The organism is Gaetbulibacter aestuarii (genome assembly GCF_039537665.1).
Classification (GTDB): domain Bacteria; phylum Bacteroidota; class Bacteroidia; order Flavobacteriales; family Flavobacteriaceae; genus Gaetbulibacter_A; species Gaetbulibacter_A aestuarii.
Map to the genome: position 1 here is coordinate 926,917 of NZ_BAABAY010000001.1, position 16,333 is coordinate 943,249.

14 protein-coding genes are annotated in these 16,333 nt (G+C 38.2%); 2 read left to right on the forward strand and 12 right to left on the reverse strand.

All coding sequences use genetic code 11. The features are described 5' to 3' along the window. Window positions 1-73 precede the first annotated feature (73 nt). From ABD682_RS04145 to ABD682_RS04200, 12 genes are all read right to left on the reverse strand, one after another. Window positions 74-376 carry a hypothetical protein gene (locus tag ABD682_RS04145; RefSeq protein WP_344739305.1) on the reverse strand — a complete coding sequence of 101 codons (303 nt, stop codon included), beginning with the start codon at window positions 374-376 and terminating at the stop codon, window positions 74-76. Window positions 377-497: 121 nt separating this feature from the next. Next, window positions 498-1,526 carry an agmatine deiminase family protein gene (locus ABD682_RS04150; RefSeq protein ID WP_344739307.1) on the reverse strand — a complete coding sequence of 343 codons (1,029 nt, stop codon included), beginning with the start codon at window positions 1,524-1,526 and terminating at the stop codon, window positions 498-500. Then, a complete protein-coding gene (locus ABD682_RS04155; protein WP_344739309.1) occupies window positions 1,523-2,407 on the reverse strand; it encodes a carbon-nitrogen hydrolase in 885 nt (294 codons plus the stop codon). Before ABD682_RS04155 ends, ABD682_RS04150 begins: the two co-directional genes overlap by 4 nt. Window positions 2,408-2,558: 151 nt before the next feature. Next, complete coding sequence (locus ABD682_RS04160) at window positions 2,559-3,320, reverse strand: tetratricopeptide repeat protein (RefSeq protein WP_344739311.1); 762 nt, start codon at window positions 3,318-3,320, stop codon at window positions 2,559-2,561. Window positions 3,321-3,322: 2 nt separating this feature from the next. Further along, window positions 3,323-5,095: a BatD family protein gene (locus ABD682_RS04165; RefSeq protein WP_344739313.1), complete on the reverse strand. Its 1,773-nt coding sequence runs from the start codon at window positions 5,093-5,095 to the stop codon at window positions 3,323-3,325. Window positions 5,096-5,129: 34 nt separating this feature from the next. After that, on the reverse strand, window positions 5,130-6,074 hold the full coding sequence (locus ABD682_RS04170; RefSeq protein ID WP_344739315.1) for a tetratricopeptide repeat protein: 945 nt from the start codon (window positions 6,072-6,074) through the stop codon (window positions 5,130-5,132). Between the two features lie 30 nt (window positions 6,075-6,104). After that, a complete protein-coding gene (locus tag ABD682_RS04175) occupies window positions 6,105-7,139 on the reverse strand; it encodes a vWA domain-containing protein (RefSeq protein ID WP_344739317.1) in 1,035 nt (344 codons plus the stop codon). A gap of 25 nt (window positions 7,140-7,164) precedes the next feature. Next, on the reverse strand, window positions 7,165-8,172 hold the full coding sequence (locus ABD682_RS04180) for a vWA domain-containing protein (RefSeq protein ID WP_344739319.1): 1,008 nt from the start codon (window positions 8,170-8,172) through the stop codon (window positions 7,165-7,167). Then, window positions 8,172-9,839: a hypothetical protein gene (locus ABD682_RS04185; protein ID WP_344739322.1), complete on the reverse strand. Its 1,668-nt coding sequence runs from the start codon at window positions 9,837-9,839 to the stop codon at window positions 8,172-8,174. The genes ABD682_RS04180 and ABD682_RS04185 overlap by 1 nt, the downstream gene beginning before the upstream one ends. 10 nt (window positions 9,840-9,849) lie before the next feature. Then, complete coding sequence (locus ABD682_RS04190; protein WP_344739324.1) at window positions 9,850-10,716, reverse strand: DUF58 domain-containing protein; 867 nt, start codon at window positions 10,714-10,716, stop codon at window positions 9,850-9,852. An 84-nt stretch (window positions 10,717-10,800) separates the two neighbouring features. Then, window positions 10,801-11,802: an AAA family ATPase gene (locus tag ABD682_RS04195; RefSeq protein WP_344739326.1), complete on the reverse strand. Its 1,002-nt coding sequence runs from the start codon at window positions 11,800-11,802 to the stop codon at window positions 10,801-10,803. A 192-nt stretch (window positions 11,803-11,994) separates the two neighbouring features. After that, on the reverse strand, window positions 11,995-13,095 hold the full coding sequence (locus ABD682_RS04200; protein WP_344739328.1) for a DUF4382 domain-containing protein: 1,101 nt from the start codon (window positions 13,093-13,095) through the stop codon (window positions 11,995-11,997). Between the two features lie 376 nt (window positions 13,096-13,471). On the opposite strand from ABD682_RS04200, the gene ABD682_RS04205 reads away from it, so the two are divergent. Together ABD682_RS04205 and ABD682_RS04210 are read left to right on the forward strand one after the other, a co-directional pair. Next, window positions 13,472-15,526 (forward strand): M13 family metallopeptidase, encoded by a 2,055-nt coding sequence (locus ABD682_RS04205; protein WP_344739330.1) that lies wholly within the window; start codon window positions 13,472-13,474, stop codon window positions 15,524-15,526. Window positions 15,527-15,554: 28 nt separating this feature from the next. After that, window positions 15,555-16,307: an SDR family NAD(P)-dependent oxidoreductase gene (locus ABD682_RS04210; RefSeq protein ID WP_344739332.1), complete on the forward strand. Its 753-nt coding sequence runs from the start codon at window positions 15,555-15,557 to the stop codon at window positions 16,305-16,307. The last annotated feature ends 26 nt before the right edge of the window (window positions 16,308-16,333 follow it).

Below are 16,333 nucleotides of genomic sequence, written 5' to 3' on the forward strand. Positions count from 1 at the left end.
TATTTAACAATGAATACGATGCGAATTCAGGGTGTTTTTAATTCTTAGAACGCCGAATATTCAGGCTTAACTCCTAAGTGGTTTTCAGGCGTGGGGGTGGAAAGATTAAACTCAAATAGGGTTTGGAGTAACTCGTATAAAGATGGAATAATGATTTTTGTTTTGCAAGATGATAATTTTCGGTTGATCTGTTTGACAAATCTTGAAACGACAAATCGATTTCATTAATATTTTCAGGGCCGTTTTCGGTTTCCGCTGAGGTATCATCCATTAAAACGACATGAACTTTTCGATCAAACAACAGCGTCATAGTGGGTGTTAGCAAAAGCACCAAAAAGGTTAAAGATAATATGATCGTAAGTGTTTTTTTGTACATCCTAAGGCATGATAATACCCTAAATATAGTGCTATTTTAGTAAAATAAAATGTAATCTCCTGATTAATAGTACACCTTGTGGTTGTAGGAGAGATAAATAAAAATTAAGTCTTTTTGGAACTTATTCAGGGATTTGCTGACTTAAACAATGCAAGGTTCCAAAGCCCCAGATAATATCAATAGCACTGATACCGATCACCTCGCGTTTGGGGAAACATTCCGCTATGATATTCAATGCGACCCTATCGTTGGGATCATTAAAAACAGGTACCAATACACTATTATTCAAGATCAAAAAGTTAGCGTAACTGGCGGGTAAATTAATGGTTTCAAAAAGGATATCCTTAGGCATTGGTAAAGTCACAATATTCGGCTTTTTTCCATTTTCCAAAGAGGCATTATGCAAACGATCTAAATTATCTTGAAGCGGAGCATAATTCGGGTGACTTTTATCCTTTTCAACCACCGTAACAATCGTATCCTCATTCACAAATCTACAGAGATCATCGATGTGGCCATGGGTATCATCGCCACGGATGCCATCGCCGAGCCAAATGGTATTTGTAACGCCTAAAAATTCTTTGAAAATAGTTTCGTAATCGGCTTTAGTAAATCCGGGATTACGCACCTGAATGGAAGGATGCAACAAGCATTCTTCAGAGGTCAACAAGGTGCCTTTTCCGTTCACATCAATAGCTCCGCCTTCTAGGACTACTGGTTTGCCTTTATACATTACCTGAGTTAAAGGAACATTGAGAGTTTCAGCCACTTTTTCAGGAACGTGCTTATCTAGACGGTAGTTTTTGTATTTCGCCCAACCGTTAAAATTAAAATTCAAGGCTTCGCGTTTTGAACCGTTCTTTACGATAATTGGACCCGAATCGCGCATCCAGCTGCGGTTGGTTTTTTGTGAAATAAAAGTGATTTTTTTAAGGTCAACATGGGCGCGCTCCAACATGCTGATCACTTTAGATTGATGTGAATTGTCAACTACAATCAAAAATAATGATTCGTAAGTTGTAACCTTCTTAATGAATTCTACAAATGCCCATTGTATAGCCTGAAATTTTCCAGGCCAGTCTTTTCCATTGTGAGGAAAACACAAGAGGATACCTTGCTGTGGTTCCCATTCTGCCGGAAATCGTCTCATTCGTCCAGGGCTCTTTTTGTAAGGTCACCAAACGCATCGATACGACGGTCTCTGAAGAATGGCCAATTCTGACGGACGTTTTCCTGAAGGTCAAGATCCACTTCAGCCATTAAAATCTCTTCCCTATCGTGTGAAGCCTGAGCAAGGATTTCACCTTGAGGGCCTACAATAAATGAAGCACCCCAAAATTCAATACCGTCGGTATTCGGAACATATTGTTCCAAACCAATGCGGTTCGCTGCTGCTACATAAATACCATTGGCCACGGCATGCCCTTTCATAACATTCATCCAGGCGCCATATTGGTTGGTGCCATATTGTTCTTTTTCTCCGGGATGCCAACCTATTGCGGTAGGATAGAATAGGACTTCCGCTCCTTTTAAAGCAGTAAGCCGGGCTGCTTCCGGATACCATTGATCCCAGCAAATTAGGGTGCCGATATTTCCTTTTTTGGTTTTTATGGATTTGAAACCGAGATCACCTGGCGTGAAATAGAATTTTTCATAAAAATGAGGATCATCCGGAATATGCATCTTGCGATATAATCCGGCTTCCGATCCGTCAGTGTCTATAATGTAAGCACTGTTATGGTAAATACCTGCCATGCGTTTTTCAAAGAACGGCACAATAATAACCACGCCTAATGCCTTGGCTAAAGCACTAAAGGCTTTAAAGGAGGTACTATATAAAGGTTCCGCCAATTCAAAATTGGAGACATCTTCACTTTGGCAGAAATAATGACTGCTATATAGTTCGGGCAGGCAGATTACTTCAGCGCCTTCTTTGGCTGCTTTTTTGACCCACGTTGTACATTTTTCAAGGTTATTTTTTGGCGTGTCGTTCAGATTTAATTGAACTACAGCAATTTTGTATTTTCCCATATTAGGCAATAAAATTAGGGTGTAAAATTAGTAAATATTAAAACTTTACACTTGATTTTTTATTTCAATATCTTAAAAATAGAAAGAATTTGACCAGCAAAAAAATGACGCTCGTAATTAAGAACAAAAAAGGATCGAAAGAAGAAGTCTTTTAACGCTTCAACATTCTAATATCCTGATTTGAGATCCAACCGGTTTTTCCATCAGACAACTTGATCTCAGACCAGTTTCCAATCGTATCAGTTACCTGTAGTTTGGTGCCTTCGTGAAGTCGGAAAGATTCTTCACTGCGCACATTGGGTTCACTTTTAACCTTACTTTCTTTCGCAAAAACAATCGCAGGATGATTGTTTTTTTCTAGTGTATGGCGGTAAAAGGCAGAAGATAAAGAGATCACTGCAACGCCTATGGCTACCAAACTTAATATAAACGTGGTACGTTTTCTAAGCGTTTCATATGAAAAGTGATAAATCAAAAATAAGATCACAAAACAAATTACAGCCACCACACTGATGTAAGCCCACGTATCAGTGGTATAGAGATTTGTGGTATTATGAACCACTTTAGATAATCCTACTTCCGGAATGCTATCAATGGCATCAATGGTCATATTTCGGGCGAAAGCCAAATTATTTTTTATGTCTTTGTCATCCGGATCGAGTTGCAAGGCCTTTTCATAGTAATATATACTCGGCGCGATATTATTGAGCTTGTAATTGGCATTGGCCAGGTTAAAATACAACTCCGAGGAATGCATATTATGATCTAAAATAGTGCGGTACTTATCTATAGCTTCAGCATATTTTCCTTTATTGTAAAGGTCGTTTGCTTCGTTAAAAAGTGCCGTATTATTATCTTGCGCCATCATGTGCACGCTAAATAAAATGCTTATGTAGAATAAAAACTTTTTCATTTCTAACGAGCTTGTTTATCGATTAAAGAAATGGTTTTCGAGGCTTTCTCATAATCTTCCTGCATGGTTACAACCGTCATCGGGGTATAACGTGCCAGATCACAACTTTCAATAATGCTCAGAAAATCTTTGATGACATCGGGTTCTACCTGACGTTCTCGGAGTAATTCACTGATCTTATCCTTACTTAATTCACTGGTTTCAATATGAATTCGAGCTTTTAAATAATTGTGTACAGCTTTTTCCAAAGCAATGTAAAAGGCTTCTTTTTTACCCAGAGATTTTTTAGCAGCGCTCAAATATTTTTTCGCCAGTTTATCGGCCTTTCTGATCTTATTACCACGAACATCGGCATCACGAATAGCTTTGTTTCGACGTATTAAAATAGCGATCGGAATGGCAATAAAAGGTAAAAGCAATAAGATCCAGAACAAACGTGTATTGAAAAATGGTTCAGCATCGTTGCTAACAAAATTAGTTTTCGTCTTAATGAATGCAAACTGATCTTTGTTCAGCATTACAGGTTGTTTCGCACCACTGTTCAAAGCATTTTGGGCTTGTGCATCGGCATTATTCAACGGTCCTTCTTTAACATCAACAACCATTTCGTCTGAAGAAAGTCTTTTATAAGTTTGAGATTTCAGATCAAAATATGAAAATGAAATACTAGGTATGGGATATTTGCCTTTGTACTGTGGAACTACCGTATAGGTATCTGAAACATTGCCGCTCATACCACCCAGATTGGTGCTGATATTTTCTTTGTGCTCGGGTTCGTAAACCTCCAGAGAGCTTGGTAATGATACTTTTGGTAATTTAAATAACTTCAGGTTTCCATTACCTTTTACTTCTACTTTAATTTGCAATGATTCACCGGCATTCAAAGTGTTCTTTGTACTGCTAACATCAAAACTGTAATCCCCTACAGCACCTGTAAAATCGGCCGGTTTTCCTTTTTCTGGTAATGGTTTTACATCAATAGTTTTGTTTCCGGCAGCAATAGTTCGGTTTACCCGTGTGAGCAAATAATTGCCAAAAATATCCCGGCGATTGGTGGGAACTCGCAAAGCCATATCTAAAACTAAAGGCTCAATATTCAGTTTGCCTGTTTTTTGTGGGTATAACACGGTTTTTCGAAGGATCAATGAGCGATAGGTTTCGCCATTATAGGTCTCCGTTTGTACTCTTTGATTTTGAGTGTCTATATTCTGGCTCCAAAAATCATTATAACGTGGTGAATCCTTTTCGTTCCAGGTATCTACCTGAACACGAGGGGATACATATAATTTGTAAACTACTGTAATGGCCTCGTTGAGATAAGGGTTGGTTTTGGAAACCTCGGCAACTAAATGAATATTTTCAGAAGCCACATAATTTGGATCGTTGGGATCCGAGGGTTTGTCAACAGCTGCTGTTACTGTAATTTTTTGAGGAATGGTTTTATACACCTGGCCGTCAATAGTAATAGAGGCCTGACCAATGGTGAATGTACCACGCTTGGTTGGTGTTAAAAAATAAGTATAGGTTTTTTTAAAGGTACGTACGCCATTGATCCATGAATTACTTACGGATTGCTGAGGACCAATAACATTAAAGTCTGAAAAGTCGGGTGGATTGAAATTGTCACCATCCTTATTCATTTCAAATTCTATGCGCAAACGCTCGTTGATACCTAGCGTTGTTTTACTCACATTGGCTTTAAACTCCACCTGACCGGAAACGATTCCGGTTGTAAACACCAAAAGGGTGATAAGTATGTGTTTAAGTTGCGTCATTTCTTTGGTTAAAACAAAACTGGAAAATAAATTTCTACCAGTCTTTATCTGTTTTTACTTTAATACCTTTTTGTTTCTCAGCATTTATTTTTTTCTGAACTTTTTGCTCCTGATTGTTCATGGCTTCCAGGAGGTTCTTAATTTGCTGAGGTGATAATTGACCTTGTCTGGGTTTAGGAGGTTGCTGATTTTTTTGATCTTGTTGGTCACCTTTTCCCTGGTCTTTTTTATCGTCCTTAGGCTTACCCTGATCGTCCTTTTTGTCTTTTCCCTGGTCTTTATTATCCTTATTTTTTTGATCTTTATCTTGATCTTTCTTGTCTTTGTTCTGGTCGTTTTTATTCTGCTGGTCCTTGTCTTTATTTTGATCTTTTTTGTCTTTGTCCTGATCCTTTTTATCCTTGTTCTTATCGTTTTTATTTTGCTGCTCCTGTTTCTTCGCACAGTCTTGAGCTAAAACCAGATTGTAACGTGTTTCATCATCGGAAGGATCATTTCGTAAAGCATCTTTATAAGCGGAAACGGCTTCTTTACATTTTTTATTTTTCATTAAAATGTTCCCGATATTGTGGTAGGCCATATGCTTTTGCGCCTTGGTTTGTGCATGTTTCAGGACTTCCTGTTGTCTTAACAGGGCTTCATCATATAATCCATTTTTGTAATATGAATTTCCCAGATTGTATAAACCTGCTATATTATCGGATTGTTCCGAAATGGCTTTACGATATTCCATTTCAGCTTTAGTGAATTTATCATTACTCAAAAGTGTGTTACCTTCATAAACCATTTGCTGGGCTTTTTTCTGAGCCTTGATGTCGGCTTTGGTAACTTCTGCTTTTGGGGCCTCTTGAGCTAGGGCATGCAATCCAAAACTTAGTAATATGAAAAATAAACTGTAACGCATCATAGTGGAACGGGTTACTCGAATATAGAAAACATCAAATGAAATTATCGTTAAAAATTTTATAAAATATCCCATAATAGCAAGGCTTTAAGTCGAATAGGCTCCTTAATTCTCATTAAACAAATTTAATTTTTTCAGCCAGGCTGTTTTGCGTTCTAAAAACAAAATATCTAACAGCAAAAAGAATATAGCAAAACCAATAAACCATTGGAACTGATCTTTGAAATCGGCAAATTGCTTCGATTCAAATTCTGTTTTATCCATTTTATTCAAAACATCTTTTATTTGATCCACCACATTTGTGGTACTTTTCCCGTTGATGTAAACGCCTTGTCCTTGTTGCGCAATGCCTTCCAAGGTTTCTTCATTTAAATGCGTAATTACTGTTTCACCGTTGCTGTCTTTTTTATAATTCAAAACAACGCCATTACTTTTTATTGGAATCGGACCTCCTTTTTTTGTTCCCACACCAATGGTGAAAATGCGAATACCATCCTCCTGATGTGCCTGTTTTGCCATATCAACAGCTTCCTGGCTGTGATCTTCTCCATCAGAAATAATGATAAGTACCTTGTTGGTCTGACTCTCATCATCAAAGTAGGTTGATGCCAGTTTAATAGCTTCATTGATCGCCGTTCCTTGTGAGGACAACATATCAGTATTCATGTTGTTCAGGAACATTTTTGCCGAAGCATAATCCGTGGTTATCGGTAACTGAGGAAATGCTTTTCCGGCGTAGGCAATAATTCCAACGCGGTCGCTTGCCAAATTGTTGATGATCTGAGTTACTAATTGTTTTGATTTCTCTAAACGATTTGGAGCTACGTCTTCAGCCAGCATACTTTTAGAAACGTCTACAGCAAATACAATATCCACGCCTTCCCGTTTCACGGTTTCAAGTTTGGTTCCTATTTTAGGATTTACCAGAGCGATACTCAAACAAGCAAAGGCCAGACAAAGTAAAATGATCTTTGCAACCGATTTAAAAAAGGATTTATTCGGGCTTAAACGATTCAATAAGGCTTTATCCGCAAAATTTTTCTGAGCTCTTATTTTCCACAATTGAAGCACAAAGAAAATCAGCAGGATCACCGGAATAATCCCTAACGTCCAAAACCATATTTTTTCATCTAACTGCATGACTTAATTTCTTTTTCCTGACTTTTTAAACGAAACTTCTAAAAATGGTGTTTCGCAATAAAAACTCTAATAGTAATAACAAACCGGCAACAATAACCAGCGGTCGGAATAATTCATCGTAGTTTGAATATTTAAATTCTTCTACTTTGGTTTTCTCCAGCTTATTTATTTCGTTATATATTTCTTCTAATTTTTGATTATTGGTAGCTCTAAAATAACGTCCGCCTGTTGTGTTGGCGATATCTTTCAGCAGTGCTTCATCAATTTCAACTTTAACACGGCCATATTGAAACTGTCCCGTGCGGCTATCAATGGCAACCGGCGAAAGAGCCATACCGTTGGTACCAATTCCAATCGTATAAACTTTAATACCGTATTCCTGAGCGAGTTCACTAGCAATTTTAGGATCGATAAAACCGGAGTTATTAACGCCATCGGTTAATAGAATGATTACTTTACTTTTAGCTTTGCTGTCCTTTAATCGGTTTACAGCAGTGGCTAAACCCATACCAATGGCGGTACCACCTTCAATAATGGTGTTGTATTTAATATCGTCTAAGGATCGAAGCACAATAGCCTTATCGCTGGTAATTGGGGTTTTGGTGTAAGCTTCTCCGGCGTATTCCACCAAACCGATACGGTCATTAGGACGCCCCTTGATGAATTCTGACGCCACTTTTTTCAAAGCTTCTAATCGATTTGGCAATAAATCCTTTGCCAGCATACTGGCAGAAACGTCGATGGCCATAACAATATCAATACCACGCGTTGTTTTGGTTTTTGTCGATACATCAACAGTTTGAGGTCTGGTTAAAGCAACAATAAGTAATCCAAGTGCTAACAATCTTAAAATAAACAGACCATGCTTTAATTTTGGTAATGATGAACGGGTAACTTTAAAGCCTTTTAAACTGGAAACCTTAAGCTCAGCAGTTTGCTTTTTCTTTTTTAAAACGTACCACAGCATAGCCAGTGGTAAGACCAAAAGCAACCAGAAAAACTCGGGATTATGAAATTCTAAATTTCCAAACATCAGTCTTTTGCTTTAACAAGTTCAACAGAGCTCATAACGCGCTGAGCAATTTCATCCAAATAGGAATCATCTTTTTTCCAGGTGATCAAAATTTGTTGGATCACCCGGTTCTCGCTGGTAAAGGTGAGAAGGGCATATTTACCTGCCATATGGCTATCACTTTTACCCATGGGAATTTCCAGTGAACCATAAGTTTTTAAACCCTCAGCACCATTAGGCGTAGCAAATTTTTCTCTTTTTGTAATTATATTTTGAGCACCTCTGCTTTCCAGGCTTTTTAGCGTGCCATCTATTACTTGATTAAGATTTAAACTGTCTTGTGGCTGCGTAAGCACTGCGTTTGAGAGCATGATACTTATACGGCCGGGATTTTCATAACCAAAAGTATTTACCTTCATTTTGCCTTGATAGGCTTTTGGTATTTGGGCTTGCTCTCGACCCAAAACCTTTGGTGTACTGATCGTAATTGGTGGCGCACCGTACTGGCTGGTTACCCATTGCTCTTCTAAAAGTTCCTTGCTTTCATGACCTATAATGGTATCCTTCACATAAACAAAACCGTATTTTAAAGAAAAACCTACGTAGGTGGCAATAAGTACAAACAGGGTAGCAGCAACTGTAAGGATGATTTTTTTGCGTCTCTTTTTACGCTCTAATGCTTTGCGATACTGTTCATCCAACAATTTTTCTTCTTCTGTTGGTTCAGGTAAGGCTTCTTTAACATGATCGATCTCTGCATCAATGGTATTCCGATCCAGTTTTGCCAATTCTATATCCGGAGCCGATTTTGCAAACTTTACAAGGTCGGCGCGTCGTAAGATCCTTTCCAGATTTTCAATGTCTTCATTACTGATTCCAAACTGATTGCCATCTCTGAGAAGATTCAACCGATCTATAAGTTCGCCGGTAGTACTTTCCAAAGCACGGTCGTAAACTTTTTCGTCTAAATATTTTCTAATAATGAAGGTAAGTTCGGAGTAATAATCTTTCAAGTTCTGCTGTTCCAAATACGGACTTTCGTCCAGTTTTTTCAATGCTAATTTGGCACGATCATACGGAGGTAAAAGTGCAATTTCATCCTCTGTAAGCGGTTTTTTCCGCCAGATGAACCAATACATTAAAAAGGCAGCAAGCGCTAAAATTGCTAAAATGATCAAGGCGTATTTCCACCATTGGCTTGGTGCTTTTTCCACCTGGATAATGGGTTTTATATCGTACAAACCTTGTTTGGTAGTGTCTACTGCGATAGTATTTACAACGACCTGAAGAGAATCTGTGTAAAAGGTCTGATCCCCAATGAGCACTTTTTGTCTTGGGATGGTATAATGTCCGGAATCAAATTGAGTTAAACCGTATTTTTTTATAAGTCGGTATTCGTCGTTACTTTTTAAGGTGTCTACCGGATAGGAATTGATCATTTCCAACGGAGCAAATTCTTTGCCTGCCGGAAACACCACCAATCTGGTACTATCGGTTTTCACCGAAATATTGTAGCTGATCTGCTGACCGATTTTTACCGTTGTAGAATCTACAGCAGCGGCTACTTGAGCTTGAGCTTTTCCAAAAAAGCTGAAGTATATTAAAAGAGACAACACGATTTTCCAGGGCAAATCCTTACCAAAAAGCCTTGGCTTCAAATTACTATTAAATCCTTTCAAATACTCCATTTTTATATACTTAAGCCCGTTTTTTAAAATAGCCTAATAATTTTTTTACATAGCTTTCGTCTACACGGCAATCTATGGTTCCTGCTCCCGATTTGGCAAAACTCTCTTTGTAATAGGCCACTTTGTCCCGATAAAATTTTTCATAATTTCTACGAACGCTTTTAGAGCTGGTATTGATCAATAGCGATTCGCCGGTTTCTTCATCTTGCATTTGTACCATCCCAATGTTGGGGATGCTTTCTTCACGTTTATCGTATACCCGAATTCCGGTAACGTCGTGTTTTTTGGCCACGATCTTCATGGTATGATCATAATCTTCAGAAATGAAATCCGAAAGAATAAATACGATCGCTTTTTTCTTCATGACGTTTTGCATGAATTTTAGAGCTTCTACAATATCGGTCTGTTTGCTTTCAGGTTCAAATTCCAGGAGTTCACGAATAATTCGAAGCACGTGAGAGCGCCCTTTTTTAGGCGGAATGTACAATTCGATCTTATCAGAAAATAAAATCAAACCAATTTTATCATTGTTCTGTGTTGCTGAAAAAGCCAGGGTTGCGGCAATTTCAGTAATCACATCATTTTTAAATTGTTGCTCTGTACCAAAAAGTTCAGAACCCGAAACATCTACCATGAGCATCATGGTGAGTTCGCGTTCTTCTTCAAATACTTTAACAAAGGGCTCGTTATAGCGTGCGGTAACGTTCCAGTCGATATTCCGAACATCATCACCAAATACATAACTTCGAACTTCACTAAAGGTCATACCACGTCCTTTGAAGGTGGAGTGATACTCACCTCCAAAGATATGATCAGACAATCGCCGTGTCTTGATCTCTATTTTACGTACTTTCTTAAGTAATTCTTTAGTATCCATTTTAGTCCTTTGTCATACCGCTTTACGCGCCTTCTTTCAAATTAACAGAATGCAATGAGGGTTCCCGATGAGGGAATGACAATTTTATGGTACTTCAATTTCGTTTACGATCTTGTTGATGAGGTCTACTGAAGTTACATTTTCGGCTTCCGCCTCATAGGTAATTCCTATTCTATGTCTTAGAACATCATGAACAACAGCGCGAACATCTTCCGGGATCACATAACCACGACGTTTAATAAAGGCGTAACATTTAGCGGCAGTCGCTAAGTTGATACTACCACGTGGTGAAGCTCCGAAAGAGATTAACGGTTTAATGTCGGCAAGTTTATATTTTTCAGGATAGCGTGTCGCGAAGATGATATCCAAAATGTATTTTTCAATTTTTTCATCCATGTATACTTCACGAACTGCTTCTTGTGCTTTCAAGATCTGTTCCAGAGAAACCACCGGATTCACTTTTTCCCAGGCGCCTTTCATATTGGCACGCATGATCAATTGCTCTTCGTTGATCTTTGGATAATCAATAACCGTTTTCAACATAAAACGGTCTACCTGAGCTTCCGGTAACGGATAAGTTCCTTCCTGTTCTACCGGGTTTTGTGTTGCCATTACTAAAAAAGGTTTGTCTAAAGGAAAGGTGTCATCACCAATGGTGACTTGTTTTTCCTGCATGGCCTCAAGCAATGCTGATTGTACTTTGGCCGGAGCTCTGTTTATCTCATCAGCTAAAACGAAGTTCGCGAAGATTGGTCCTTTTTTAATTGAAAAATCATTCACCTTCATATTGTAAATCAAGGTTCCTGTTACATCGGCAGGTAACAGATCCGGGGTAAACTGAATCCTGCTGAAGCTACCATGTACCGCTCTCGAGAGGGTATTAATAGCCAGTGTTTTTGCCAATCCGGGAACACCTTCCAATAATATATGACCCTGACCGAGCAAACCTATAAGCAGCCGCTCTATCATATCTTTTTGTCCAACAATAACCTTATTCATCTCCAGCATCAGCAGATCAACAAAAGCACTTTCTTTTTCAATTTTTTCGTTGATTGTCTTGATATCAATTGTACTTGTATCTTCCATTCTGTTTTGTTTTTAATAATAGCAGTGGGTGTTGCCCTCTAAAAGGCAGTGCAAATTGTTAAAATTTTTCTTTAATAGCTGTTAACAATTGGTTAAAATATAGCGTTTTACCGCGTTAATATTACCTTAATAAAAAAAGAGCAAGACCATAATGGCCTTGCTCTTAAGTATTTTGTAACTGTTGACTATGAATTATTGAGCAACTAAAGTCGCATCAAGCGTTTCTGTTTCGTCCGGATCAAGAGTTACGTTAAAATCTTGTGATACATAACCTTCAGCAATTATGGTTACGGTATAATCGCCGGGAGCAATATCTGTAATTTCGTATACGCCGCTATCATCTGTCTCAACAGATGTATTATCGGCATCGTTAATCGTTATCGTGGCTTTTACGCCAGCTGCTAATCCGGAAACGGTACCGGTAATGGTAGCCGGTTTAAGCATCATTTCGATGGGTTCAGCAATCGTAGTAATTTCACCATTAGTAACCACAACATCAGAAGCGCTTCCACCACTGTAATCTGAGTTTTCATCGGTTGGTGTAACCATAACGTCATAAGTTCCGGCAGGTACACCCCATAGTGCAAAAGCACCATTTTCATCAGTGTAGGCAGAGATCACGAAATCATTTGAAGGATCATCATCACCCATATCATCTACTAAAACGGATGCCATAGCTGGCACATCAGCAGGAGAAACGGTTCCTTCAATAATACCTGAACTTGCCTCTGCACTTACGTTGAGTACTGGTTTAAGAATGATATTTCCGGAATTTCCGGCGTGAACGATTGATTTTTCAACATTAAAATCGATCACAAAATCATAAGTAAAGCCTTGTTCAATTTCAGCGTCGACCTTTAATTTAAGACCTGATTGTTGGGCGCTTGGTGTTTTCAGGTCATAAGTCATAGATTCATCGTTTTCGTTTCTCATTTCGATAGTATTACCATCGCCAAGAACGAGACGCATTTGACTCAAGGTTCCTACAGGAATAGGAAATCGTTCTACTAAAACTTTATTAAATCCACCTGTGAAATCTAAAAGGTTCACGGTTTCAGGGTTTACGTCTAACGACATCCATCCAGATTCACTGTCACTGTCGTCATCCATTTTTATCATGACGTCCTGGATGTTAATATTCACAGCGTCATAATCGCCGGGAGCATCAACCAAACGAACCGTGATGGTTGGATCGGCTTTAGCCATAGCTGCAGAATTATCCTTGTTACAGGATACCAGAAATGATAAAAATAAGATTGGAATAATTATTTTAAAATGTTTTAAAAATCGCATAAGGGTAGTTTTTAAATGTTACATATTAATATATACGGTTCGAAAACCGATTCCAGATGTTTTGGTGAAAAGAAATACAATTTTTTAATTTTTCAGACGTGGTTAGAAAGAGGCCTGAAAAACAATTTACACACAATAATACAATTTTAATATGCTTTTAAGTACTTTTATACATGAATTGCAGAAAAAAGGATACCAACTACAAACCCAATCGATAAAGGGTTTTTATTGAACGGTAAAAAAGTCATTTGTAAACACGAAGTTATTAAAGTTTACAACCTGTTTTTGAACGAATTAGACTTCAAATCACGTGTTTTTATTTGACTCAATTTTTCCAAAAAATCAAAAAAAAATTGAAAAAATTAACTTTTCCACTATGAAAAAACGTATTTATTACAGCCTAACTTCAACGGTGCTGTTATTATTTATAGCATGTCAATCCAACCAAAAAAAAGATGCACTCTCGGGTATGGGTGAGGACCCATTAGCGTCGCACATCGATTCGACCTATTCGCCGAAGACAGATTTTTTTATGTTTGCGAATAATACCTGGCTCAAAAATCATCCAATAAAACCAACCGAGCGTTCCAACGGCATTTTCGTTACAATTCAGGATACGGTGAATGCTGCGATCAAGGATATTTGTATCAAAGCTTCAGATGCTGATGCTCCTACTGGTAGTAATTCACAAAAAATAGGTGATTTTTATGCTAGCGGAATGGATACGCTTGCCATTGCCAAACTAGGATACCAACCGATACAAGGCGAACTGGATAGGATAAATAGGGTAAAAAATCTTAAAGAACTTACAGAAGAAATTGCCCATTTAAATCAAATTGGGGTTCGCCCATTATTTAGTTTTTATGTGGGTACCGATGACAAGAACAGTGAGCAAAATGCTATTAACCTCTATCAAGGTGGTTTGGGTTTAAGGCAACGGAGCTATTATTTTAATACGGATTCCAGAACAAAAAATATCCGTGAAAAGTACCAACAGCATTTAACGAGTATGTTCGGGCTTCTTGGTCAGGATAGTTTAGAGGCTCAAACATCGTCGCAAACGGTTTTTAAGATTGAAACCGATCTTGCGGAAGTTAGTAAGAAACTCGAAGATCTTAGAGATCCATACGAGAATTACCATAAAATAGCGTTCAAAGATTTAAGTGAAAATTATAAAAATATCTATTGGAAAGATCTTTTCGATACCTGGGGTTTGAAGCGAGTTGATTCTGTGATCGTGGGTCAGCCTGAATTTTATAAAGGACTCGGAACCATACTTGAAAAGTACCATATTGATGCTTGGAAATTGTATTTAAAATGGAATTTAATTAACGCGTTCGCAGATAACCTTTCTCCGGATTTTGAAAACGAACATTTTAATTTTTACAGTACTACCTTACGTGGTGTGATGCAGCAAAAACCGCGATGGGAGATCATGGTGAGAGAAACTAACAGAAATCTCGGGGAGCTTATCGGTCAGATCTACGTTAAAGATTATTTACCACCCAACACGAAGGCGAAGTTGAAAGAGATCGGAGAAAATATTAGAACCGTTTTTGCAAAACACATCAAGGCTTTAGATTGGATGAGCCCTGAGACCAAAGAGAAAGCCTTGTCGAAATTATCGAAAATTTATATGAAAGTTGGCTATCCTGATACCTGGAAAGACATGAGTAGTGTAGCCATTAACAAGGATAGTTATCTGCAAAATATCATAAACGTGAATACCTGGGAATTCAACAGGATGATTAATAAATTCGGCAAACCGGTAGACCGCAGTGAATGGAATATGTATCCGCAAACCTATAATGCCTATTACAGTCCGAGTTTTAATGAAATTGTGGTTCCCGCCTGTAATATTATTGTTCCTGGATATGAAGGGCGTTTACCTGATGATGCTATCCTTTATGGTATTATTGGAGGTTCAACTTTTGGCCATGAAATCACCCATGGTTTCGACGATAATGGAAGTCAGTATGACGAAAATGGGAATCTACGAAATTGGTGGACCAAAGAAGACCGGGAAAAGTTCGAGGCTAAAACCAAATTAATAATAGAGCAATACAATAATTACGTGGTTCTGGATAGTCTTCATATTAATGGTGAAGCTACTCAAGGTGAGAATATAGCCGATCTGGGTGGTACGACCATGGGTTATGAAGCGTTCAAAAAAACACCACAATACCAAAATAATGAAATGATTGCCGGATTAAATCCATCACAACGCTTTTTTCTTGGTTACGCTTTTGCGTGGATGATGAATCAGCGTGATGCATCATTGGCCAACAGGATCATGACAGATGTACATTCACCTTATAAATTTCGCGTGAACGGTGTGGTAAGTAATCTGGAACCATTTTATAAAACCTTTAATGTTGAACAAGGTGATGCCATGTTTCGCCCGGATTCTATCCGTGTGAAGATCTGGTAAACCAATGCTAAATAAAAATTGAATTAAAATGACAAAAACAGCGCTCATAACCGGAGCTACTAGCGGTATAGGTGAAGCCACCGCTTACGAATTTGCAAAGCATAATATTCGTTTAATTATTTGCGGCCGTCGTTTAGAACGTTTAAAAACTTTGAAAAATGATCTGGAGAAGCAAACCGATGTTCATATTTTAAATTTTGATGTTCGCGATAGGCAAGCCACCTTCAATGCTATTACAACTTTACCTGAAGATTTTAAAACCATAGATATTCTCATCAACAATGCAGGTAATGCGCATGGACTGGACCCGATACAAGAAGGCAATATAGATGATTGGGATGCCATGATGGATATTAATGTGAAAGGTCTGTTATATGTAAGTAAGGCGGTAATTCCGCAAATGACCGAGCGAAAATCGGGACATATTATCAATATTGGTTCTTCCGCAGGAAAAGAAGTGTATCCAAAAGGGAATGTGTATTGCGGCAGTAAACATGCCGTAGTCGCCATCACAGAAGGCATGCGTATCGATCTAAACCCTTACGGTATTCGTGTTGGTGCGATAAATCCGGGATTGGTGGAAACCGAATTTTCAAAAGTGCGTTTTAAAGGCGATAAAATTGCCGATACGGTTTATACCGGTTTTAAAGCGTTACAAGCCGAAGATGTTGCCGATGTGATCTATTTTGCCATTTCCCGACCACCCCATGTTAATATTGCCGATGTTTTAATGTTTTGTACCGCCCAGGCAAATAGTACGATTGTGAAAAAGGAGAATTAGGAACAACTTCAAAATAATCCAGAGCT

What these genes read in the sequence shown, in the direction of transcription:
- ABD682_RS04155 (WP_344739309.1), bottom strand. Translation starts at nt 2,407, where the DNA reads ATGGGAAAATACAAAATTGCTGTAGTTCAATTAAATCTGAACGACACG.
- ABD682_RS04150 (WP_344739307.1), bottom strand. Translation starts at nt 1,526, where the DNA reads ATGAGACGATTTCCGGCAGAATGGGAACCACAGCAAGGTATCCTCTTG.
- ABD682_RS04205 (WP_344739330.1), top strand. Translation starts at nt 13,472, where the DNA reads ATGAAAAAACGTATTTATTACAGCCTAACTTCAACGGTGCTGTTATTA.
- ABD682_RS04190 (WP_344739324.1), bottom strand. Translation starts at nt 10,716, where the DNA reads ATGGATACTAAAGAATTACTTAAGAAAGTACGTAAAATAGAGATCAAG.
- ABD682_RS04210 (WP_344739332.1), top strand. Translation starts at nt 15,555, where the DNA reads ATGACAAAAACAGCGCTCATAACCGGAGCTACTAGCGGTATAGGTGAA.
- ABD682_RS04175 (WP_344739317.1), bottom strand. Translation starts at nt 7,139, where the DNA reads ATGCAGTTAGATGAAAAAATATGGTTTTGGACGTTAGGGATTATTCCG.
- ABD682_RS04170 (WP_344739315.1), bottom strand. Translation starts at nt 6,074, where the DNA reads ATGGGATATTTTATAAAATTTTTAACGATAATTTCATTTGATGTTTTC.
- ABD682_RS04200 (WP_344739328.1), bottom strand. Translation starts at nt 13,095, where the DNA reads ATGCGATTTTTAAAACATTTTAAAATAATTATTCCAATCTTATTTTTA.
- ABD682_RS04165 (WP_344739313.1), bottom strand. Translation starts at nt 5,095, where the DNA reads ATGACGCAACTTAAACACATACTTATCACCCTTTTGGTGTTTACAACC.
- ABD682_RS04195 (WP_344739326.1), bottom strand. Translation starts at nt 11,802, where the DNA reads ATGGAAGATACAAGTACAATTGATATCAAGACAATCAACGAAAAAATT.
- ABD682_RS04180 (WP_344739319.1), bottom strand. Translation starts at nt 8,172, where the DNA reads ATGTTTGGAAATTTAGAATTTCATAATCCCGAGTTTTTCTGGTTGCTT.
- ABD682_RS04185 (WP_344739322.1), bottom strand. Translation starts at nt 9,839, where the DNA reads ATGGAGTATTTGAAAGGATTTAATAGTAATTTGAAGCCAAGGCTTTTT.
- ABD682_RS04160 (WP_344739311.1), bottom strand. Translation starts at nt 3,320, where the DNA reads ATGAAAAAGTTTTTATTCTACATAAGCATTTTATTTAGCGTGCACATG.
- ABD682_RS04145 (WP_344739305.1), bottom strand. Translation starts at nt 376, where the DNA reads ATGTACAAAAAAACACTTACGATCATATTATCTTTAACCTTTTTGGTG.